This window comes from Nonomuraea sp. NPDC049725, assembly GCF_040674795.1.
In the GTDB taxonomy this organism is placed as follows: Bacteria; Actinomycetota; Actinomycetes; order Streptosporangiales; family Streptosporangiaceae; genus Nonomuraea; species Nonomuraea ceibae.
In genome coordinates, this window is sequence record NZ_JBFANJ010000005.1 from 491,112 (window position 1) to 512,559 (window position 21,448).

22 protein-coding genes are annotated in these 21,448 nt (G+C 73.9%); 3 read left to right on the forward strand and 19 right to left on the reverse strand.

Annotation, left to right across the window (positions count from 1 at the left end; all coding sequences use genetic code 11):
• Window positions 1-44 precede the first annotated feature (44 nt).
• From AB0J53_RS16550 to AB0J53_RS16575, 6 genes are all read right to left on the reverse strand, one after another.
• Window positions 45-1,394 (reverse strand): hypothetical protein, encoded by a 1,350-nt coding sequence (locus tag AB0J53_RS16550; protein ID WP_364172716.1) that lies wholly within the window; start codon window positions 1,392-1,394, stop codon window positions 45-47.
• Window positions 1,391-2,200, reverse strand: coding sequence for an ABC transporter ATP-binding protein (locus AB0J53_RS16555; protein WP_364172719.1), 810 nt, complete (start codon window positions 2,198-2,200; stop codon window positions 1,391-1,393). Before AB0J53_RS16555 ends, AB0J53_RS16550 begins: the two co-directional genes overlap by 4 nt.
• 20 nt (window positions 2,201-2,220) lie before the next feature.
• Window positions 2,221-3,027 (reverse strand): zf-HC2 domain-containing protein, encoded by an 807-nt coding sequence (locus AB0J53_RS16560; protein WP_364172722.1) that lies wholly within the window; start codon window positions 3,025-3,027, stop codon window positions 2,221-2,223.
• Entirely contained in the window at window positions 3,024-3,596 is a 573-nt protein-coding gene (locus AB0J53_RS16565; RefSeq protein ID WP_364172725.1) for an RNA polymerase sigma factor, read from the reverse strand. Before AB0J53_RS16565 ends, AB0J53_RS16560 begins: the two co-directional genes overlap by 4 nt.
• Window positions 3,597-3,650: 54 nt before the next feature.
• Entirely contained in the window at window positions 3,651-4,106 is a 456-nt protein-coding gene (locus AB0J53_RS16570; RefSeq protein WP_364172728.1) for an SRPBCC family protein, read from the reverse strand.
• 91 nt (window positions 4,107-4,197) lie between these two features.
• The gene (locus AB0J53_RS16575; protein ID WP_364172731.1) at window positions 4,198-4,911 is read right to left on the reverse strand and encodes a DUF3105 domain-containing protein; all 714 of its coding nucleotides are present in this window, start codon (window positions 4,909-4,911) and stop codon (window positions 4,198-4,200) included.
• 120 nt (window positions 4,912-5,031) lie between these two features.
• Here AB0J53_RS16575 and AB0J53_RS16580 point away from each other — a divergent pair, with 120 nt between their 5' ends.
• The gene (locus AB0J53_RS16580) at window positions 5,032-5,661 is read left to right on the forward strand and encodes a DUF305 domain-containing protein (RefSeq protein WP_364172734.1); all 630 of its coding nucleotides are present in this window, start codon (window positions 5,032-5,034) and stop codon (window positions 5,659-5,661) included.
• Window positions 5,662-5,665: 4 nt separating this feature from the next.
• Complete coding sequence (locus tag AB0J53_RS16585; protein ID WP_364172737.1) at window positions 5,666-7,084, forward strand: NAD(P)/FAD-dependent oxidoreductase; 1,419 nt, start codon at window positions 5,666-5,668, stop codon at window positions 7,082-7,084.
• Here the strand turns inward: AB0J53_RS16585 and AB0J53_RS16590 are convergent.
• From AB0J53_RS16590 to AB0J53_RS16645, 12 genes are all read right to left on the reverse strand, one after another.
• Window positions 7,081-8,133, reverse strand: coding sequence for a low specificity L-threonine aldolase (locus AB0J53_RS16590; RefSeq protein ID WP_219501677.1), 1,053 nt, complete (start codon window positions 8,131-8,133; stop codon window positions 7,081-7,083). The genes AB0J53_RS16585 and AB0J53_RS16590 overlap by 4 nt on opposite strands.
• A complete protein-coding gene (locus AB0J53_RS16595) occupies window positions 8,130-8,759 on the reverse strand; it encodes an SDR family NAD(P)-dependent oxidoreductase (RefSeq protein ID WP_219501679.1) in 630 nt (209 codons plus the stop codon). Before AB0J53_RS16595 ends, AB0J53_RS16590 begins: the two co-directional genes overlap by 4 nt.
• A complete protein-coding gene (locus AB0J53_RS16600) occupies window positions 8,756-10,819 on the reverse strand; it encodes a DUF6421 family protein (RefSeq protein WP_364172740.1) in 2,064 nt (687 codons plus the stop codon). Before AB0J53_RS16600 ends, AB0J53_RS16595 begins: the two co-directional genes overlap by 4 nt.
• Before the next feature lie 85 nt (window positions 10,820-10,904).
• Entirely contained in the window at window positions 10,905-11,564 is a 660-nt protein-coding gene (locus tag AB0J53_RS16605; RefSeq protein ID WP_219501683.1) for a response regulator transcription factor, read from the reverse strand.
• A 77-nt stretch (window positions 11,565-11,641) separates the two neighbouring features.
• Window positions 11,642-13,657, reverse strand: a complete 2,016-nt coding sequence (locus AB0J53_RS16610; protein WP_364172745.1) for a protein kinase — start codon at window positions 13,655-13,657, stop codon at window positions 11,642-11,644.
• Window positions 13,657-15,141, reverse strand: coding sequence for a zinc ribbon domain-containing protein (locus AB0J53_RS16615; protein ID WP_364172748.1), 1,485 nt, complete (start codon window positions 15,139-15,141; stop codon window positions 13,657-13,659). Before AB0J53_RS16615 ends, AB0J53_RS16610 begins: the two co-directional genes overlap by 1 nt.
• A 129-nt stretch (window positions 15,142-15,270) precedes the next feature.
• Complete coding sequence (locus AB0J53_RS16620) at window positions 15,271-15,843, reverse strand: Uma2 family endonuclease (protein ID WP_364172751.1); 573 nt, start codon at window positions 15,841-15,843, stop codon at window positions 15,271-15,273.
• Between the two features lie 63 nt (window positions 15,844-15,906).
• Entirely contained in the window at window positions 15,907-16,545 is a 639-nt protein-coding gene (locus tag AB0J53_RS16625) for an adenosylcobinamide amidohydrolase (RefSeq protein WP_357586374.1), read from the reverse strand.
• Window positions 16,542-17,333 (reverse strand): ABC transporter ATP-binding protein, encoded by a 792-nt coding sequence (locus AB0J53_RS16630; RefSeq protein ID WP_246644267.1) that lies wholly within the window; start codon window positions 17,331-17,333, stop codon window positions 16,542-16,544. The genes AB0J53_RS16625 and AB0J53_RS16630 overlap by 4 nt, the downstream gene beginning before the upstream one ends.
• Window positions 17,330-18,289 (reverse strand): iron ABC transporter permease, encoded by a 960-nt coding sequence (locus AB0J53_RS16635; protein ID WP_219501935.1) that lies wholly within the window; start codon window positions 18,287-18,289, stop codon window positions 17,330-17,332. The genes AB0J53_RS16630 and AB0J53_RS16635 overlap by 4 nt, the downstream gene beginning before the upstream one ends.
• Before the next feature lie 83 nt (window positions 18,290-18,372).
• A complete protein-coding gene (locus AB0J53_RS16640) occupies window positions 18,373-19,323 on the reverse strand; it encodes an ABC transporter substrate-binding protein (RefSeq protein ID WP_364172755.1) in 951 nt (316 codons plus the stop codon).
• A gap of 213 nt (window positions 19,324-19,536) precedes the next feature.
• Window positions 19,537-20,397: a Gfo/Idh/MocA family oxidoreductase gene (locus AB0J53_RS16645; protein WP_364172758.1), complete on the reverse strand. Its 861-nt coding sequence runs from the start codon at window positions 20,395-20,397 to the stop codon at window positions 19,537-19,539.
• Between the two features lie 100 nt (window positions 20,398-20,497).
• Between AB0J53_RS16645 and AB0J53_RS16650 the strand changes: the two genes are divergently transcribed.
• Window positions 20,498-21,082, forward strand: coding sequence for a histidine phosphatase family protein (locus AB0J53_RS16650; protein WP_219501695.1), 585 nt, complete (start codon window positions 20,498-20,500; stop codon window positions 21,080-21,082).
• Between the two features lie 44 nt (window positions 21,083-21,126).
• Here the strand turns inward: AB0J53_RS16650 and AB0J53_RS16655 are convergent, their stop codons facing one another.
• Window positions 21,127-21,387 (reverse strand): hypothetical protein, encoded by a 261-nt coding sequence (locus AB0J53_RS16655; protein WP_219501696.1) that lies wholly within the window; start codon window positions 21,385-21,387, stop codon window positions 21,127-21,129.
• Between the last annotated feature and the right edge of the window lie 61 nt (window positions 21,388-21,448).

Here is a 21,448-nt window from a genome sequence, read left to right on the forward strand (position 1 = left end):
TCCACACCGGGCAAACGGCCGCCCGGCCGCTACGGGCGGGGCCATCACCGGCGGCCGTCCGTCAGGATGGCGAGCAGGTCGCCGTCGCAGGAGAGCGCGGCCTCGCGCAGGGCAGCGACGCGGGCGCCCTGCTCCCGTTCCGGCACGGCGCGCAGTTCCGGCCACGCCTGCTCGACGAGCGCGTTGAGCTCCTGGAAGACCGGATCGGCCGTGGGGGCGGCGACGTCGCCCATGAGCCAGCCCGCCGCCATCCTCCGCGCGGCCTCCTCGCGCAGCCGGCCGTCGAAGTCGTCGCCCCTCAGGCTGTGGCAGGACGGGGTCCCGGCCCCCGCGAGCAGGTGGCGCGTCAGCTTCTCCCCGGTGCTCCGCGCGTCGCGAACGTCGAAGTCCACGTACACGATCCCGGCGTCCCTGGCGGGCGGGTGGTGGACCGCGTCGCGCTCGGCGGACTCGCGCACCTGGCGGGGCGGGCCGGGCAGCCGGGCGAGCAGCCGCAGCGCCTCCTCCCCCGGCCCGGCGACCACGGGCAGGAGGTCCTCGTGCGCCCTCGTCACGCAGACCCGGCCGGAGCACACGGGCTCGGCGGCCGCGTTGACGACGTAAACCGGCTCGGAGCCGGACGGCAGCAGCGGCAGCGCGACAGCCGCGCCGAGCACAGCCGGGAGCAGGGCGGCCGGCCGTGCCCACGGCCGCGTGGCCGCGAGCAGCCCGAACCCGGTGGCGGCGACCCCGAGCAGCCACACCGCCTGCCCCAGGCTGACCCACCCGGACAGGTCGTGGACGAGGCTGCGCGCGTTGTCCAGCGCCGGCGCCAGATACGCGGCCTTGGGCACGACCTCCTCCTGCCACAGGCCCACCACGGGGAACATGGCCAGGAGCGTCGCGATCGCCAGCGCCGGCGGCGTCAGCACGGACGGCAGCGCCCGTGCGACGCCCAGGCCGAGCCAGCCCGCCGCCACGAGCGACAGCGCCCCCACCGCCACGACGGGCGCCCAGCCCAGGTGGAAGACCCCGCCTCCGGCCGCCACCTGCACGGCCCCGACGCCGTACAGCAGCAGGTACGCCGCCACCAGCGCGATCGCCAGCGCCCCGGCGGTCGCGGCGGCGCGCTGCCAGGCGGGCCTGGGCGTGGCCGCCAGCAGCTCACCGGTGCCCGCCCGGCGGTCGCGCAACCCCTGCAGCGCCCCCGCCCCGACGACCAGCGGGAGCAGGAAGAGCAGCAGGTGACGCTCCCACAGCGCGGCCGCGCTCCACTGCGCCGTCCACCTCTCCCCGTACGCCGTCCACGGGCCGGTGAGCCCGAACAGGAAGGCGAGGGCCGCCAGCAGGAACACCGTTCCCGCCCACACCGCGATGGAGCGCCGCAGCTCGATGCGGAGGATCCGGCCGCTCACCACGCGCCCCGATCGTCGCCGGGGGCCGCCAGCAGCGCCGAGTAGCCGCGCTCGATCGGGCTGTCGCCGACGTCACCGGGCCCGCCGGCGGCGGCGAGCCGGTCCGGCGTCCCCTGGAACACCAGCCGCCCCCGCGCCATCAGCACGACGTCCGAGCACGCGGCGGCGACGTCCTCGACCAGATGCGTGGAGACCACCACGCAGCTGTCGGCGCCGAGCACCTGCAGCAGCTCGCGCAGGCGCAGCCGCTGCGCCGGGTCGAGGCCGACGGTCGGCTCGTCCAGCAGCAGGACGCGCGGGTCGTTGACGATCGCCTGGGCGATCCCGGCCCGCCGCACCATGCCGCCCGACAGCGTCCGCATCCGGTCGTCGGCGCGGTCGGCCAGGCCCACCCGCTCGATCGCCCGCTGCACCGCGCCGGGCACCTCCCGCTTCGGCATCTCCTTCAGCCAGGCCATGTACTCGACGAACTCCCGTACGGTGAACCGCTTGTAGTAGCCGAACTCCTGCGGCAGATAGCCGATGGCGCGCCGCAGCTCCCGCCTGCCCGCCTGGGCGGAGGCGTCGGCGCCCAGCAGCGTCAGCTTCCCGCCTGCCGGGCGCAGCACCGTGGCCAGGGCCCGGATGAGAGTCGTCTTGCCGGCGCCGTTCGGGCCGAGCAGGCCGTGCACGCCCGTGCCCAACGCCAGGTCGAGGCCGTCGACGGCCATCGTGCGCCGGCCCACCCGCACCCTCAGCCCGTCCGCCTGGATCTCCCAGGCGTACGTGGCCGGCGCGATCTCCGCCGCGCCCACCGCGCGTGTCATGAAAGTGTCCTTCCGCTCGTTCATCGATGTGCGTCCAGCAGGGAGTAGGCGCTTCCGCGCGCCAGCACCCCGGCGATCCCCAGCGCGGCGAGCGCGCCCCACACGGGCACGCTGCCGGGCTCCAGGGCGAAGGAGAGGCGGCTGAGCAGCGTCGTCGGCGCGACGATCACCACGGCCCACACGCCCGCCAGGACGGCGGCGGCGCGGACCATCCCGACGAGCCCGCCGAGCAGGAGCGTCCCGGCGGTGAACGCCAGGCACGGCAGCAGCCACAGCGCCACCATGACGCCGCTCGCCCAGCCGGCGGCGGCCAGCACGGGCAGCACCACGGCGAGCACCGCCGCGGTGCGCCGCGCCAGCAGCCCCAGCCCGGCCCTCGGCGTCGCCGCCACCACCTCGTACGCCGGATCGATGGCGCGTCCCCACGCGACGGCCACCCCCGCCACGGGCAGCACCGGCGCGACCAGCAGCACCAGGGACACGCCGCCGGGGGCCGACCGTTCGAGCGCCACGCCCAGCGCCGTCACCAGCACCGTCATCAGCACCCACGGCGCGGTCACCGGAGAGGCCCAGCGGGCCCACACCGGTCCGCGCCGCCGGGGCGCCGGGGCGACGCGTCCCAGCCGGGGCCGCAGCTCGTCCCACACGCCGCCGACCAGCGCCGCCACCTCCGGCGCCGCCGCCCGCGCCAGCCGCTCGCGGCACGGCGCGCACGCCTCCAGGTGCGCCTCCAGCGCCCACAGCTCGTCACCCGCGAGCGTGCCGCCGCGCGCGTAGCCGGTGATCTGCCGGTCGGACGCGTGCGCGCCGTCCCAGGATCCGCTCATGACAGCGCCTCCCGTACGATCTCCCGCAGGTTCTGCCGCATGGCGATCCGCGCGCGCCTGGCGCGGGTCTTGATGGTGCCCTCGGGCACGCCGAGCAGCACGGCGGTCTCGCGGACCGACAGGCCGTCCAGGACCATCGCCTGCAGCACCTGCCGCAGCTCCGGGGCGAGCAGGCGCAGCGCGTCGCCGACGTCGCCGCCGACGGCCGAGGCCAGCGCCTCCTCCTCCGCCGCCGGAGCCGTCCCGGTCAGCGCCGCCGCCGGGGGCGGCTCGGCGTGGTGCGCCCGCCGCCGGAACGCGTCCACCAGCCGGCGGGCGGCGATCGTCCACAGCCAGCCCACGGCCGTGCCGTCGGCCGCCACGCCCGCGAACGCGCCCGCCGCCCGCCACACCGCCAGGTACGTCTCCTGCATCACCTCGGCGACGATCTGCTCGTCGGCGCAGCGGCGGCGCAGCCGCGTCGCGATCCACGGCGCGGTGCGCCGGTAGAGCTCCTCGAACGCCGCCTGGTCACCCTTGGCGACGCGCCGGACGAGCTGTTCCTCGTCCGGTGTCTTCCTCGACCTCACACTTCACAGACGCCACACCCTGCCCGCCCGGTTCTCGCCGGCCGGTGACATGGCTCACATCCGCTCGGCGACGTCCTTGAGGTGGCGGTTGCGCAGGACGATCAGCTCCTCCATGTGACGCCGCAGCACCAGCGCCTCGGCGACCCGCCCCAGCGGCCCCAGCGGCGCGGCGAAGTCGATCACGTCCCGCATGAGGGTGCCGCCCTCGCCGTCGCCCTCGAAGTGGTGCGCGTGCCACCAGCGCCGGAACGGGCCCGCCACCTGCTCGTCGACGAAGTACGCGGGCGGGTCGCAGGCGCTGATCAGCGACGTCATCCGCCAGCGGAGGCCGAAGTGGCGCGCCTGCCAGGTGACGCGGTCGCCGGCCGCGAGCTGCCCGGACGTGACGCCGCCGACCGCCCGCTCCCCCGAGCGGGCCATCGAGGCGGTGTGCAGCTCGACGGAGAGCGACACGTCGAAGACGCGCCGGGGCGGGGCGAGGACGCGCGTGCTCACCTCGAAGCGGGGCATGCCGCGAACCCTAGCGGGCGGCACGCGAACGGCCCGCGCCCCCCGGAGGGAACGCGGGCCGCCGGTGTCGATGGCGTGCTGCCCGAGGGCCTTACTGGGAGGCCGCAGGGCTGGCCGAGGGGCTGGCGCTGTCGTGCGGCGCCTGCGTCTGCTGCTGCGGCTCCGGCGGGAGCGGCGCCTCGTCGGCGGTCGTCTCGACCGCCTGGGGGCCGCCGCAGGTCGCGCCGGGCTCAGGGGTGTCGGGGCCGTTCTGGTACTTCTTGATGAACGCGCCCAGCTTCGGGTCGCCCGGGTCGGTCAGCTTGAGCTGGTGCCCCCAGGAGGAGACCACGATCGGCGACGGCAGGTTGGGGAACGGGCTGACCAGCATGTAGTCCTGCTGCCCCGTCGAACCGGCGACGTCCTTCAGCTGGTCGATCTGCGCCTTGGGCAGGTCGGGCCGGTAGGTGATCCAGATGGCGCCGTGCTCCAGCGAGTGGACGGCGTGCTCGGAGTGGATCGGCTTGTCGTAGACCCGGCACAGCTGCCAGTAGTTGTTGTGCTCGCCGCCGACCGGCGGGGTCTCCTTGTACGAGACCGTGCTCCACACGTGCTGACCGGCCTCGTACTTGACGCTGGCGACCCCGTCGAGCGAGGTCTCCTGTGCGCGTTTGACCAGGTAGAAGCCGACCACGCCGATGAGCAGCACGATGACGAGGCCGCCCGCGCCCCACATCAGAAAGGCTGCACGGCGCTCCTTGCGCTTCTGCGCGGCCCGCATCTGCTGCAGATGCTCGCGCCGGGCCTGCGCCTTCTCCTTCGTCATCGTTCCTCCATCGGCGTACCAACTTGGGTCACCCTATGCCCTCCGGGCGTATGCGGAGAATAAGCGGCGTATAAGCATGCGATCACAACCGCTCGCGCAGGTGGGTAACCTGGTCATGCCATGGAGAAGCCCGCCGGAAAGCCGCTGTTCGCCGTCCTCGCCGTCCTCGTCGTCGTGGTCGCGGCGGCCTTTCTCGTGTTCGGGGGCCGGGGCACGCCGGGTGAGACGTCGGCGGAGGCCGGCTTCGCCCGCGACATGGCCACGCATCACGCGCAGGCGGTCGACATGTCGTTCACGATCCGCGACAAGAGCGAGTCCAGCGAGATCCGTAACCTGGCCTTCGACATCATCAACACGCAGGCCAACCAGCGCGGCATGTTCCTGGGCTGGTTGCAGCAGTGGGAGCTGACGCAGGCGACGGACCTGCGGCCGATGGCGTGGATGAGCGGTCACGGTCACGGCGCGCAGCAGCCTCAGGGTGGCGCGATGCCGGGCATGGCGTCGCGGGCGGAGCTCGACAAGCTCGGCGAGCTTCAGGGCACGGAGGCGGAGGTGCTGTTCCTCCAGCTGATGATCCGCCACCACGAGGGCGGGGTGCAGATGGCGGAGGGCCTGCTCAAGCTGTCCGACCGGGCCGAGGTGACCGGCATGGCCCGCAAGATCGTCGAGGGGCAGTCGGGCGAGATCGACCTGATGACGAAGCTCCTCGCGCTCCGGGGCGCGCAGCCGTTCCCGACGATCCTGAAATGAGCTGATGGGCGCCGACGCGGTCGTGGTCGGATCGGGCCCCAACGGGCTCGTGGCGGCCGTGACGCTGGCCTCGGCCGGGCGGCGGGTGCTGCTGCTGGAGGCCGCCCGGGAGTTCGGGGGCGCGCTGCGGTCGGCGGAGCTGACGACGCCGGGCCGGGTGAACGACCTCGGCGCCACCGTGATGGCGATGGCGCTGGCCTCCCCCGCGATGCGCGGCCTCACGCTGGACGGGGTGGAGTTCGCCCATCCGCCGGTGGTGGCGGCCCATCCGCTGGACGACGGCCCGGCGGTGCTCGTCCACCGTGACGTGGACCGCACCGCCGAGGGCCTGGGGCGTGACGCGGGCGTGTGGCGGGCGATCGTGGGGGCGGCGGTGCGGGCCGGGTTCCCGCTCACCGACCTGCTGCTGAAGCCGCTGGGCCCGTGGGAGCCGCGGCCCGCCGCGTTCGCGGCGGCGGCCCGGTTCGGGGTGGCGGCCGCGCTGCCGGCGACGACGCTGGCGCGGCGGGCGTTCCGCACGGCGCGCGGGCGGGCGCTGCTGGCGGGCATGGCGGCGCACTCGATGCTGGACCTGCGCGCGCCCCTCACAGCCGGCTACGGGCTGACGCTGGCCGTGCTCGCCCATCTGGTGGGCTGGCCGCTGGTGGCGGGCGGTTCGCAGCGGCTGGCCGACGCGCTGGTCGCCCGGCTGCGGGAGCTCGGCGGCGAGGCGGTGGCCGGCCACCGGGTGCGCTCGCTGCGTGAGCTCGACGCGCCGACGGTGGTGCTGGACGTGTCGCCGCGCGAGTTCGCGGCGCTGGCGGAGGAGCCGGGCCGCCACGGCCCGCTGCCCGCCCGCTACCGGGAGCGGCTGCTGCGCTTCCACCACGGGCCCGGCGCGTTCAAGGTCGACTGGGCGCTCGACGGGCCGGTGCCGTGGCGCGACCCGGCGGTGGCGGGCGCGGGCACCGTCCACCTGGGCGGCACGCTGGAGGAGATCGCGCTCGGCGAGGCGGAGACGGCCGCCGGCCGCCTCTCGCCGCGCCCGTACGTGCTGCTGGTGCAGCCCTACGCGGCCGACCCCGGCCGGGGCGGGCACACGCTGTGGGCCTACTGCCACGTCCCGAACGGCTCCCGCGCCGACCTGAGCCGGGCGATCGAGGCGCAGATCGAGCGGTACGCGCCCGGCTTCCGCGACCGGGTGCTGGCCCGCCACGTCATGGGCCCGGCCGCGCTGGAGTCGGCCGACCGCAACCTGGTCGGCGGCGACATCGGCGGCGGGCTGGCGAGCCTCGGCCAGTTCGTGCGGCGGCCGGTGTGGTCGCCGGCGCCGTGGCGCACCCCGTTGCCGGGCGTGTTCCTGTGCTCGGCCTCGACGCCGCCGGGGCCGGGCGTGCACGGCATGGGCGGCTGGCAGGCCGCCCGCCTGGCCCTCGGGCGCTAACCGGCCGCCAGCTCCTCGGCGATCGCCGCGGCGAACGCGTCGACGTCCTCCTCGGTGGTGTCGAACGCGCACATCCAGCGCACCTCGCCGGTCGCCTCGTTCCAGGTGTAGAAGCGGAAGCGCTTCTGCAGCCGGGCCGTGACGTCCGCCGGCAGCACCGCGAAGACGGCGTTGGCCTCGACGGGCCGGGGCACCTCGACGCCGGGCAGCTCGCGCACGGCCTCGGCCAGCCGCCTGCCCATGGCGTTGGCCTGCCGGGCGTTGCGCAGCCACAGGTCGCCCGAGAGCAGCGCCTCGAACTGCGCCGACACGAACCGCATCTTCGACGACAGCTGCATGAACGTCTTGCGCAGGTAGTCGATGCCCGTGGCCGCCTCGGGATTGAGCACCACGACGGCCTCGCCGTACAGCAGCCCGATCTTCGTGCCTCCGAAGGAGAGCACGTCGACGCCCGCGTCGGTGGTGAGCGCCCGCAGGGGCACGTCGAGCGCGGCGGCGGCGTTGGTGAGGCGGGAGCCGTCGAGGTGGACGAGCATGCCGAGCTCGTGCGCGTGGTCGCAGATCGCGGCGATCTCGGCGGGGGTGTAGACGGTGCCCAGCTCGGTGGTGTTGGAGATGGAGACGACCTTCGGCTGGGCGCGGTGCACGTCGCCGAAGCCCCACGCCTGGCGGTCGATCAGCTCGGGGGTGAGCTTGCCGTCGGGCGTGGGCACCGTGAGCAGCTTGATGCCGCCGGTCACCTCGGGGGCGCCGCCCTCGTCGGTGTTGATGTGGGCGGTCTCGGCGCAGACGACCGCCTCCCAGTGCGCGGTCATCGCGCGCAGGGAGACGACGTTGGCGGCGGTGCCGTTGAACACCGGCCATGCCCGCGCCCCCTCGCCGAAGTGGCGGCGGAAGACGTCCTGGAGCGCCTCGGTGTAGACGTCCTCGCCGTAGGCGATCTGGTGGCCGCCGTTGGCCTCGGCGATGGCCTGGAGGATCTCGGGATGGACCCCGGCGTAGTTGTCGCTGGCGAACGCCTTGAGCCGGGGGTCGTGCCGGGGAGTCACGTAGTGAGGTCCAATCGGGTGGCGTTGATCTGGTCGGCCGGCTGGTCGTAGAGGCCGCCGATGGCTTCGGCCAGGTCGCGCACGTCGGTGAAGCCGGGGAACCTCGCCTCCGGCTTGGCGGCCCGCATGGCGTCGTTGACCAGGGCTTTCACGACCAGGATAGTGGCCGCGGAGCCGGTGCCCCGCAGCGCGTCGGCCAGGGAGAGCGTCCACGCCTCGGCGGCGGCCTTGGCGGCGGCGTAGGCGGCGCCGCCGGCCTCGGGCTTGCCGGCGGCCTTGGCCGAGACGATCACGAACCGGCCGTTGCCGCTCTTGCGCAGCAGCGGCTCGAAGGCCAGCGACACGTGCTGCAGGGTGCGGATGAGCAGGTCGTGCAGGGTGTCCCAGTCGGCGAGGTCGGTGCGGTCGAACGAGGGCGAGCCGCGCCACCCGCCGACGAGGTGGACGACGCCGTCGACGCGGCCGTGCTCGGCGTCGATCCGCGCGGCCAGCTCCTGGACGGCGGCGCGGTCGAGGAGGTCGACGTCGTCCTTGTCGACGCCGATCACGGTGTGGCCGTGCTTGGTGAAGTGCTCGGTCACCGCGGCGCCGGTGGGACCGGCCGCGCCCGTCACAAGAATGATCATGCCCGGATCCCCTTCGTCGACTCGACCACGTCGGTCAGCTTACGGCGCAGCGCCTCGTAGAACATGCTGAGGGGGAACTCGTCCGGCAGCACCGCGTCCACCTTGGCCTTCTGCTCCTCGGGCAGCGCGGCGACGCCCTTGGCCCACACGGAGGCGGGGTCGGGGGCCACGTAGGCGCTGACCAGCTCGTGCGCGGCCAGCCAGTGGGCCAGCTTGGAGCGGTCGATGCTGTCGCGGTAGAGCTTCTCCACCTCGCCGCGCAGGTCGGCGACGCCGTCGGCGACGCGCTCCCAGTCGATGGACAGCCGGTTGTCGGTCCAGCGCACGATGTCGTTGCGGTGCAGGTAGGCGAACAGGAGCTGGCCGCCGAGCCCGTCGTAGTTGCGCACCCGCGCCCCGGTGATCGGGAAGCGGAACAGCCGGTCGAACAGGATCGCGTGCTGGACGTACCGGGCGTGCGGCACCCCGCGCCGCTCCAGCTCCACGGCCTCGCCGAACGCGGTCAGGTCGCAGCGCAGCTCCTCCAGCGAGTACAGCCAGTACGGCATCCGCTGCTTGATCATGAACGGGTCGAACGGCAGGTCGCCGTGGCTGTGCGTGCGGTCGTGCACCAGGTCCCACAGCACGAACGTGTCCTGGGCGAGCTGCTGCGACTCCAGCAGGCGGGCGGCGTCCGGCGGCAGGTCGAGCTTGAGCGTCTCGGTCGCGGCCTTGGACACGCGGCGGAACCGGGCGGCCTCGCGGTCGGCGAAGATGCCGCCCCAGGTGAAGCGGGCGGGCGCCTGCCGGACGGCGACGGTCTCGGGGAACAGTACGGCCGAGTGCGTGTCGTAGCCGGAGGTGAAGTCCTCGAACGCGATCGGCACGAACATCGGGTTGTCGTAGCCGCCCGCCTCCAGCTCGGCCAGCCAGTCCGGCCAGATGGTGCGGATCCAGACGGCTTCCAGGTTGCGGTCCGGGTTGCCGTTCTGCGTGTACATGGGGAAGACGACGAGGTGCTCCAGGCCGTCCACGCGCTGCGTGTCGGGGTGGAACAGCTCCAGCGAGCGCAGGAAGTCCGGGACGCCGAGGTCCTGCTCGGACCACTGGGCGAGGTCGTCGCGGACGGCCTGGAGGTAGGCGGCGTCATGCGGGAAGCTCGGGGCGATGTCGCCGATGGCGGCGGAGATCTCCGCGACCAGCTCCTTGGCTCGGCCCTTCTCCTCCGGCACCGAGCCGTCCTTGACCTGGAGCGGGCGCAGCTCCTCGACGGCGGCCTTGATCCGGGCGAACAGCGCCGCCTTGACCTCGTCGCGCTCCCCCGCCCCGGCCCCGGCGCCGGGCACCCGGGCGGCCCAGGTGACCACGTTCCCCCACAGCCTGCGGTGGTCGTAGTCGTCGATCGAGTCGTCGCCGAACAGGTCGGAGTCGGCGAACACCACGACCCGGCCGCGCCCGTACGTGAGCGCGACGGCGAGCGGCGCGCCCGCCGGGGCGGCGTCGGCCGAGGTGGCGAACAGGACGGTGGCCTCGTCCCCGGCCGCGAGCACGCCGGAGCGGTAGAAGCAGGCCCGCTTCACGCCGGCCAGCAGGCCGTCACCGGTGGCGCGCTCGCCGAGCACCCAGGTGGCCACCTCGCGGTGGGCGTTTTTGGGGTCGCGCACGGTGGTGTGGCCCACGCTCACGCCGAACCGGGCCAGCAGCTCGGCCAGGTTGTTGCCGTACTTGTCCTGCTCCTCCTCGGCCAGCACGACCAGGCCGCCGCCGCCGGAGACGAACGCCTCGACGGCGTCCAGCTCGTCCGCGGTGAACACCGGGCTGCCCTGGCCGGTGGTGCGCTCCCAGCGCTCGCCGGACGGGTGCGCGATGACCAGGACGTCCTGGTCCTGGAGCGTTCCCGCGTCGAGGGCGCCGGCGGTGTGGGCCGTCACCGTGTGGCCCAGGTGGCGCAGCAGCCCGGCGGCGCGCGCGTAACTGTTGTCGTCGGGGTGGGCGGGGTTGATGGCCTCGGCGACATCACGCCGGATGGTCCACGACTCGCTGTGGGCCTCGTCGAACAGCACTCGGGGGAACGCTCGCATGAAAATCTCCTGTTGCTACCGCCTTATGACGAAAAATATACACATACGTCCCCAGTGCCTCGCAAAAGCCTTCCGCATGTTGAGATCAGTTCGCGTCCCCCGGACGCACCACGCCCGACTCGTAGGCGAACACCACCGCCTGCGCCCGGTCCCGCAGGCCCAGCTTCATCAGCACCCGCGCCACGTGCGTCTTCACCGTGGCCTCCCCCACGTACAGCTCCCGGGCGATCTCCGCGTTCGTCAGCCCGCGCGCCAGCAGCCGCAGCACCTCCAGCTCGCGCGGCGTCAGATCCGCCAGCCGCGGCGACGGCACCGGCTCGGCGCGGCCCGCGAACGAGGCGATCACCCGGCTCGTCACCGCCGGATCCAGCAGCGCGTCACCCGCGTGCACGATGCGGATCGCCTCGATGAGCTGCTCCGGCGGCGACACCTTCAGCAGGAACCCGCTCGTGCCCGCGCGCAGCGCCGCCCACAGGTTCTCGTCCGTGTCGAACGTCGTCAGCGTGATCACCTTCGGCGGCGACGGCGTGTCCAGCAGCTGCCGGGCGGCGCTCAGGCCGTCCAGGCGCGGCATGGAGATGTCCATCAGCACGATGTCCGGCCGCGTCCGCCTGGCCACGGCGATCGCGTCACGCCCGTCGGCCGCCTCCCCCACGACCTCCATGCCGGGATCGCTCTCCACGACCATGCGCAGCCCGGCCCTGACCATTGCCTGGTCGTCCACGATGACGATTCGAATGCCCACAGCTGTCGAAGGTAGACGCCGGAAGGGCCGTTGAACACCCAGGTCAAGCCGTACGCAAGTCAGTTCCAAGCCACTGGTCAGGAGACGACCACGCTCTGCCTCACCCGGACCTGCGTGGCGTCGTCACAGCTGTTGCGGGCGCAGAAGTACAGCATGAGGATCGGCTTGGGGCGGTGGTCGATGACGTAGCCGACGAAGCCCAGCGCGTTGCCGGTGTTGCGGTCGCGCAGCGAGCCGTCGTAGCGGGTGGCGTCGCGGTTGCCCGCCCGGTCCGGCACCGGGGCGCTCACCTCGATCTCGCCCGGCAGCAGGCCCTCCAGCATCGCCTTCATCTCGTCCCGTCCCGCCCCGGCCGCCAGCGTGTCCGACACCTGCACGTACACGCCCACGGCGTTCTCCGGGTCGCCCGTGATGACGCCGTTGACGGCCGCCCAGTCGGCGTTCGCGCCCGAGACGAACATCGCCTCGAACTCCGCCGCCCGCGGCGACGCCAGCGCGAACAGGTCGGCGTGCGTGCGCGCGGTCCACCCCTCCGGGTGCTCGAACGTCAGCGGCGCCGCGCGGGTGTCCTGGAACCGCACCCACGACTCGCCCCGCTGGCTCACCACCAGCATCACCACCAGGGCCAGCGCCGCCACCGCCGCCACCAGCCCGGCCACCACGATCGGCAACCTCCCACCCCGCCCCCGGGACCCGCCGAGCCCGTCCCCGGCCCCTCCGTCAGGCCCGTCCGGGCGAGACCCACCGGAGTCGCGGCCCAGAGCCGCCTCCCCACCACGAGAACGGGCCGAGCCGGGACCATACCCCGCGTCCCCCTCCGGTCGAGGCTCACCGGGGACGTGGCCCGGGCGCGCCTCCGCACCGGACGGGCGGGACGAGCCGGAGCCGTACCCCGGCCCTCCCTCCGCCCCGTCCGGGCCAGGCCCGCCGGGGACGTGGCCGGGGGGCGCGTCCCCGCTGTGGGCGCGTCCCGCATCGCGGGCTGCTCCCTCACCCCAGGGAGGCCCGCCGCCGGGCGCTCCGGCCTCCCTCCGGGGCGGGCCGCCGCGGGCGGCACCGTCGCCCCGGGGAGGCCCGCCACGCTGCGCCGCGCCGTCGCCCCGAGGAGGCCCGCCACCCTGCGCCGCGTCCTCGCCCCAGGGAAGCCCGCCACCCTGGGCCGCGCCGTCGACCCAAGGGGGCCCGCCCGGGGCGGCGCCCGGAGTCCGGGGAGGGCCGCTGCCGGGGAGCGGGCGGCCTTCGGCGTTGGGGGCGGGGCTGTCGATGGCGGTGCGGAGGGCGTCGACGAAGGCGGTGCACGACGGGTAGCGCTGCTCGGGCGACTTGGCCAGCGCCCGGCTCATCACCGCGTCCACGGCGGGCGGCAGGCCGGGCCGGAGCGTCGTCAGCGGGGCGGGCTGCTCGGCCAGGTGCGCCCACAGCAGCGCGATGTCGTTGTCCCGCTGGAACGGCAGCCGCCCCGACAGCCCCTCGTACACGACGCACGCCAGCGCGTACTGGTCGGCGCTGCCGTCGATGTGCTCCTTGTTGATCTGCTCCGGCGACATGTAGCGCGGCGTGCCGATGAACTGGTCGGTCTGCGTCAGCCCGGAGATGGACGTGCGGTGCTTGGTGATGCCGAAGTCGGTCAGGTAGACGTGCTCCCCCGCGAGCAGGATGTTGGCCGGTTTGACGTCGCGGTGGATGAGGTCGTGCGCGTGGGCGGCGTCGAGGGCGGCGGCCACCTGGGCGAAGATCCGGTTGGCCCGGCCGAGCGGCAGCGGCCCGCGGTCGTGGATGAGCCGCCGCAGGTCGAGCCCGTCGACGTAGCGCATGGCGATGTAGAGGACGCCGTCGGCGTCGGCGTTGGCCTCGTAGATGGGGATGATGTTGGGGTGTTCGATGCTGGCGACGGTCCTGGACTCCAGGATGAACCGCTGCCGGAACCGGTCGTCCACGCTCAGCACCGGGTTGAGGATCTTGAGCGCGACGCGGCGGCTGAGCCGGGGGTCCAGGGCCAGGTAGACGACGGCCATGCCGCCTTTGCCGACGATGTCCTCGATGTAGTAGCCGGCCACCTCCTGGCCGATGAGTGCTCTGTCGTTCACGGGCATCACGTCTCGGCGGGGTGGCCGCAGTAGCCGCAGAAGCGGTGGGCGGGGCCGAGCCGCATCCCGCAGGCGGTGCAGAACACGACCGGCGGCTCGCCCGCGGTGATCACCGGCTGGTGCTGCGGGATCGCCTGCAACGGCGCCGACCGGCGCACCACGACGGTCTGGTCGGCGCCCTCGTCGAGCGGCTGCGGCATCGCGCCCGCCGGGGCCGGGGGCGGGGCCGGTGGCGACGGCGACATGTCGGGTGTACGCCTGCGCCGCCACAGCAGGAACGCCCCGGTGCCCGCGGCGACGAACAGCACGGCCGCCGCCACGATGAACGGCCACAGCGGCGTGCCGCCGGAGGCGGGCGTGACGCCGGCCCGCCGGGTGCCCGCGTCCTCCGGGCCGCCCCGCTTGGCCAGGGAGATCTTCAGCAGCTCGGCGGCGACGACGTTGCCGGGGTACAGCTCCAGCACGCGCTGGAAGCCGGGGGCCGCCTCGGTGTAGTACGCGGTGTGGTAGCGGGTCAGCGCGCCCTCGAACGCCGAGTCGATCGCCCCCCGGCGGGGCGCGATGCCGGCCTTGGTCAGCGCGGCGGTGATCTCGCGGACGCCGATCATCTTGGCTTCCTTGCCGCCGCCGATCAGCATGCCGATGACGTGGCCGTCCTTGTCGCCGATCACCGGCGCGCCGATCAGCCCGCGGTCGGCCAGGCCGCCCAGTTTGACGGGTTCGTCGGCCTTCTTCTCCGGGTCGGCGAACGGCCTGCCGGTGTCGCCCTTGCCGCCGCCCTTGCCCAGGTGGGCGATCTCGACGGTGTTCTGCACGTCGGGGCCGGGCCGGCCGAGGAAGCCCGCCACGCTGGTGGGCGAGCCGACCTGGTCGGGCACCTTGTCGGCGAGCGGGGCGGTGGGCATGCCGACGCTGCCGACGGCCCGGCCGATCGGCATGAGCACGGCGGGGCTGTCGGGCCCGGACCCGGCCTTGACCAGGTCGGCCTTGAACCCGTCGGTGTCGGCGGGCGCCACGTTCGGGAAGATCGTGATCTCGGTGGAGACGTCGATGATGCAGGTAGCGGTGGACTTCTTCGGCGGGTAGCACTGCTTGAGGTGGCGGTCGAGCAGCGGGTCGTCGAGCGAGTGGCGGTCGGCGTCCTGCGGGATCTTCACGTCGTGGTGCTCGGCGAAGATCTTGTTCGCGGCCCGCACGGCCACGTCCTCGCCGGTCCGCACGACGCGGGTCAGCGTGACGATCGCGCCCTCGGGGTTGACCACGGTGCCGGTGCCCTGGCCGAGCGGGAAGTCGTAGGAACGCTCCACGTGCCGTAATTCGCCGATGTGGTCGAGGAGGGTGATCTCCACGTGGGAGACGGCCTCGACCCGCACGACGGCGGGGGTGACGAGGTCGGTGATGCCGCTGGGGTGCTCGTGCGCCACCGCGGGCAGGGTGAGCAGCGCGATCGTCGCCGTGAGACCGCCGGCCAGAGCTGAGAGACGCGCCATCGCCGCCCCCGTACGAAGGGATATGACCAGGGTCCCAAGCGCCTGCCGTAAGTCAAGAGAACGGCGTGCGGGCATCGGCCGGACGCCGGGAATCCCACCACGACCCCATCGCGCCGACGCCCCCCTTCGTTACGCGATCAGGTCGGCGGGGTCGAAGGTCACCGGGTAGGGCGCCCACAGAGACGCGGAGCGCCCGGCCTTGTGCACGGCGGCCCGGCCGTAGGAGTCGCCGTCGAACTCGTACGCGTAGAGGGCCGGCCCCTCGTCCAGCTCCACCCGCCAGTAGACGGGGATCCCGGCGGCTCCGTAGGCCTCCAGCTTGGTCGCCCGGTCCCTCGTCTTGGTGCTCGGGCTGACCAGCTCCACGGCGAGCCGGACGTGCTGGGGCGAGAACTCCAGCTGACCGGCCCTGGCGAGCTCCCGGGGCACGACCGCGAGGTCGGGGATGTAGTAGTCGGTGTCGCTGACACGCAGGTTGATCGTCGCCAGGGGGATCAGGTCCGGCGGCGCCGCTCTCAACAGGATGTCCGTGATGAGGGTGGCGGCGAGCTGATGCAGCGAGTTGGGGGCAGGGCTCACCAGAAGGCTCCCGTTGAAGAGCTCGTAGCGATTCCCGTCGTCGGGGAACTTGAGCAGGTCGTCGACGCTGAACGGCGGCGCGCCCGGAAGAACCGTGCGCGCGGTCGTCGGTTCGGTCGCCATCGCGGTCACCCACTCAGTATCGCGGCTCTCCCCTTCACCGACATGGTACTTACCCGGATCCGGTCACTTTCCGTCCCAGGGCCGCCACGCTTCGGCGCCGTGGCGGACGGCGGCGTGGACGGCGCGGGCGAGGCGGGCGCCCCACTCGGAGCGGGGGCCGCCGAACAGCTCCTCGGGCCCGGTGGCGGGGACGGCGAGGCAGACGGCGTCGGAGGCGGTGCCGGTGCCCGCGTAGCCGGTCTCGGCGAGCGCCTGCGTCTTGGCCTCGGTGATCGTCATGACGGCGTTGACCAGGGCGGCGTCGGTCATCGCGACGGGCACGACGGCCAGGATGTTGATCGTGCCGACGCGCATGGGCGCGAGCTCGGGGTCGGCGGCGCCCTCGGGGGCGGCGGCCCAGGTGGGAACGCGCAGGCCGACGGTGGCCACGGCGTGGACGCCGCCGTCGCGGGCCTCGCTGTAGCGGTCGACGGAGGCGGCGGTCATCATGCCGACGCCGTCGCCGGTGGGGCCGAGCGAGGTCAGGTGCTCGACCGGGTCGGTGCGCGAGTAGCCGGCGACGACCTGGGCGTTGAGCACCCACGAGCGCGGCCCGATGCCGCCGCCGAGCATGGCCGAGGAGATCATCCGCCAGCCGGGCCCGAACTCCCAGAGCAGCGACCCGAGGCGGACGCCTTCCTCGACCCGGTAGCTGAGCTTCACGGTCCTCCCCTGACGAGGTGCACGACGGGCCGCCCGCCGGGGCCCGGCTCGATCATGACATGGGCGTCGAAGTGCTCGCCGACGAGCGGCTCGGTGAGCACCTTGTCCGGTTCGCCGCAGGCGACGGCGCGGCCCCGGGCGAGCAGCAGGAGGGTGTCGGCGTACTGGCCGGCGAGGGTCAGGTCGTGCAGCGTGGTGACGACGGTCAGCCCGTCGGCGCGCCTGAGCCGGTCGACGAGCTCCAGCACCTGCTGCTGGTGGCCGAGGTCGAGCGCGGTGGTGGGCTCGTCGAGCAGGAGCACGGGCGCCTGCTGGGCGAGGGCGCGGGCGAGCACGACGCGCTGGCGTTCGCCGCCGGACAGCTCGCCCGCCCTGCGGGTGGCGAACGCCGTCAGGTCGAGCCGGTCCAGGACGGACGCGGTGACCTCCCGGTCGTGGCGGCTCTCCCTGCCGAGATAGGGGATGTACGGGGTGCGCCCGAGCAGGGCGTAGTCGAAGACCGTCATGTCGGGCGGCACGGCCGGGGTCTGCGGCGCGTAGGCGATGAGCCGGGCGCGCTGGCGCGGTTTGAGCGTGGCGGCGGAGCGGCCGTCGAGGTCCACCTGACCCCGGTGGGCCAGCACGCCCATGACGGCCTTGAGCAGCGTGGACTTGCCGGCGCCGTTGGGCCCGATGATCGCCAGCCATTCGCCGCGCCGTACGGTGGCGTCGACGCCGGTCAGCACCTCGCGGTCGCCGAGCCGTACGGAGAGGTCGCGGACGCCGATCATGGCCGGGGTGCCCGTCATGTCGCGGTCCTCCGCGTCATGCGCAGGACGGCCACGAAGAACGGCGCGCCGACGAACATGGTGACGACGCCGATCGGCAGCTCGGCGGGGGCGATGACGGTGCGCGCGGCGAGGTCGGCGAGCACCAGGAAGGCCGCGCCGACGATCAGCGACAGCGGCAGCACGCTGCGGTAGGAGCCGCCGGCCAGGCGGCGCACCAGGTGCGGGACGACGATGCCGACGAACCCGATGAGCCCGCTGACGGCGACGGCGGCGGCGGTGGCCAGCGAGGCGGCCAGCAGCACCGTGAACCGGACCCGGGCGGCCCGCACGCCGAGGCTCACGGCCTCCTCGTCGCCCACCGACAGCACGTCGAGCATGCGGCCGTGCAGGAGCAGCAGCACGGCGGAGACGGCGGCGTACGGCAGCACGAGCCAGAACTGCTCCCAGCCGCCGCCGACGTCGCCGAGGATCCAGGCGTAGATCCGCTGCAGCTCCTCGACCTTGAACTGCTGCACGAACGTCTGGATCGCGGTGAGGAACGAGGTGACGGCCACGCCGGCCAGCACCAGCGTGGACGTGCCGCCGGAGCGTCCGGCGGTGTTGCCGAGCGCGTAGGCGAGGAACACGCCGCCGACCGCGCCCGCGAACGCCGCCACCGGGATGCTCGCCGCGAGCTGCGGCAGCAGCACGATGGCCACGGTCGTCATGAGCCCGGCGCCGGCGGCGGCGCCGAGCAGGTACGGGTCGGCCAGCGGGTTCCTGAACACGCCCTGGTAGCCGGCCCCGGCGATGGCCAGCAGCCCGCCGACCACGGCCGCGACCAGCACCCGGGGCAGGCGCAGCTCGTACAGCAGGCCCTGCTCGACGGGCGACAGCCCCGAGTCGGCGGTCACGAACGGCAGCCAGTCGGCGGCCTGGACCACCACCTGCCAGGGCGAGATGTCGGCCGCGCCGCCGAGCAGGCCCGCGACCATGGACAGGGCCAGCGCGCCCAGCGCGCCGGTCACCCAGAGCGGCCGGGCGCGGGACGGCCCGGCCGCCGTTTCGGCGGACCGCACTAGCGGCCGGCCGCCTTGGTGACGGCGTCACCGATCGCCCGGGCCAGGTCGACGACGCGCGGGCCCCAGCGGGAGGCGACGTCGTCGTCCAGCTCGATCACCTGGTCGCCGGTGATGGCGGACAGGTTCTTCCAGCCGGGGCGCTTGGCCAGCGTCTCCTTGCTCTGCTGGCAGCACTTCACGTCGGCCAGGAAGATCAGGTCGGGGTCGGCCTGGGCGACGAACTCGGCCGACAGCTTCGGGTAGCCGCCTGCCGCGTCGGGCGCCTTGTCGGCGATGTTGGTGAGCCCGAACATGCCGTAGATCTGGCCGATGAACGTCGTGGACGTGACCGCGTACGGCGTCTGGTCGAGCTCGTGGTAGTAGGTGAGGTCGGCCTTGGGCGCCTTGGCGGCCAGCTCGGCCATCGCCGTCTTCATCCCGGCGACGACCTCGTCCGCCTTGGCCCGGTTGCCGGTGGCGGCGCCCAGGTCGGTGATCTCGTCGTACGCCTCGTCCAGGTTGGTGGCGGCGGGCTCCAGCAGGACGGGCACGTTCAGCTTGCCCAGCTCGGCGACGACGTGGTCGATGTCGTCGGAGACGACGACGAGGTCGGGCTTCTGGGCGACGATGGCCTCGACGTTCGGCTTGAAGCCGGACAGGTCCGTCTTCGGGGCCTCGGCCGGGTGGTTGGAGCGGTCGTCCACGGCGATCACCTGGGGGCCGGCGCCGATGGCGAACAGCGTCTCGGTGTGGGTGGCCGACAGCGAGATGATCCGCTGCGGCTTGGCGGCGATGGTGACGTCGCCGTTGCCCGCCTTGACCGTGATGGGGAAGGCGTCGCCGGAGGACGAGGCGGAGGAGGAGGGGGCGGGGGTCGCGGGGGTGGCTGTCGTGCCGGTCTGGCCGCAGCCGGCCAGCAGCAGCGTTCCCAGCAGCGCGCCCGCGAAGGCCGTGCGTACGGGCCTCACGAGTAGTCCTTTCACACTGACGGAACCGAGAGACCCGCGAAGAGCGACGGATCACCCTTTTCCACGAGGGTTGATGACGTCACGCAGAGGCAGGCGACCTGGCTATGACAGTTGCGGGACAGCGCCGGATTCGCACCGGACTTCGCTGCAGCACTGCGCGTCGGACAAACGCTATCAACCCCCCAGAACGACAGCGACGTCAAGGGTGGGGCGTCACAGGGCGCGGACTTGGGACTCCGCCTCGGCGATGATTTCCTGGAGCCGCAGCCCGTGCGCGGCGTCCAGCGGGTGCCCGCCGCCCTGCCTGACCGTGCGGGCGAACTCCTCGGCGACCGCCGCCAGCGGGTCGCCGTCGCCGTGGGCGAGCACGGCGCTGCCCTTGCGGCCGTAGACGGCGAAGCTCGACGGGGGCAGCTCGCCCACGCCGGCCTGGCACAGCGACGCCTCGCTGACGGCGCCGCCCTCGTGCTCCAGCAGCAGCCCCACCCAGGTGAGCGGGTCGCCGTGGGCGCGCACGCCGGTGATCGGGCCGAGCGCGGCGTCGAGCAGGTCGATCACGTGCGGGCCGACGTCGAGCAGCGCGCCGCGCTCCAGCCGCCACGGGGTGGCGAACGGGTGGTCGCCCATGAGGGAGCCGGAGATGTTGGCCGCGTGCCCGCCGAACGGGTCGATCTCGGCGCACCGGGCCAGGAACGCGCGGGTCTCGGCGGCGTAGCGGAGGGTGAGCACCATCTGGCTGGGCACGCCCGCCTCGGCCACGGCGGCGGCCAGCCGCCTGGCGCCGTCCAGCGAGCCGGCGAGCGGCTTCTCCAGCAGCAGCGCCTTGCCCACGCGGGCGGCGCGCACGCCCAGCTCGGCCTGCACGTCCGGCGGCACGCAGAACGCGACGGCCTCGCACGCGTCGAACAGCTCCTCGACCCGTTCGAACACCGGCGCGCCGAGCCGCGCGGCCGACTCCGGCCGCCGCGCCCACACCCCGGCGAGCCTGGTGTGCGGGCTCTCGGCCAGCATCGGCGCGTGCGCCATCTCGGCCCACGGCCCCGCCCCGATCAGCCCCACCGCCACTGGCTCCATGCCCCGATCTTACGGCGGCCCCGCGGGCGGGAACGGAGCCGGGGGCGCCCCCTGCGGCCCCGGGAGGTCCGCGGCCGCGGCGGGCCGGGATGATGGTGCCATGGACGAGATGGTGTTGCTCAGGCATGGTGAGACCGAGTGGAGCCGGACGGGCAGGCACACCGGCCGCACCGACGTGCCGCTGACCGCGCGCGGCGAGGAGCAGGCGAGGGCGCTCGGGCCGCTGGTCAAGGAGCGCCCGTTCGACCTGGTCATGGTCTCCCCCGCGCAGCGGGCGAGCCGTACGGCGGAGCTGGCGGGGCTGACGGGGTTCGAGGTGGAGCCGGATCTGTGGGAGTGGGACTACGGCGGCTACGAGGGCATCACCACGCCGGAGATCAGGAAGACGCGGCCCGGCTGGTACCTGTGGCGTGACGGCGTGATCCCGGGCGCCCCCGGGCATCCCGGGGAGAGCGCCGCCGAGGCGGGCGCGCGGGCCGACCGGGTGATCGCGCGGGCGAGGCAGGCGGGCGGTCGGGTGGCGGTGGTGGCGCACGGCCACATCCTGCGTGTGCTGACGGCCCGCTGGCTCGGTCTGGAGCCCGCCGACGGGCGGCTGTTCAAGCTCGACACCGGCACGTACTCGCGGCTGGGCTTGGAGCACGGCGAACCGGTCATCACGACCTGGAACGCGCCCGTCGGCTGACGCCGGCCAGGGCGGTCCCCGGCGCCGGACGGGCGGCTCCCCCGTCAGGCCGCCGGGGCGTCGGCGGGCTGCGGCCCCCGGCCGGTCAGCCATTCCAGGACGCGGCGGTGGCCGGAGGCGGCGTCCTCGAAGTGCCCCCAGCGCCAGTAGCGCGGCTGGTCGCGGACGCCCGTCACCCAGGTGCGGTAGGAGACGGAGCCGCCGGTGTCCGCCGGCGCGACGCCGTAGGTGCGGATCACGACCTGGCCCCCAGGCGCGAACAGCACGTCGTCGGCGATCGGGTACAGGGTCATCTGCTGAAGCATGACCCGATCCTCCGGGTTCGGGCGGCACGGCCGGTTACGCCTCCGGCGCGCCTCGGTTACG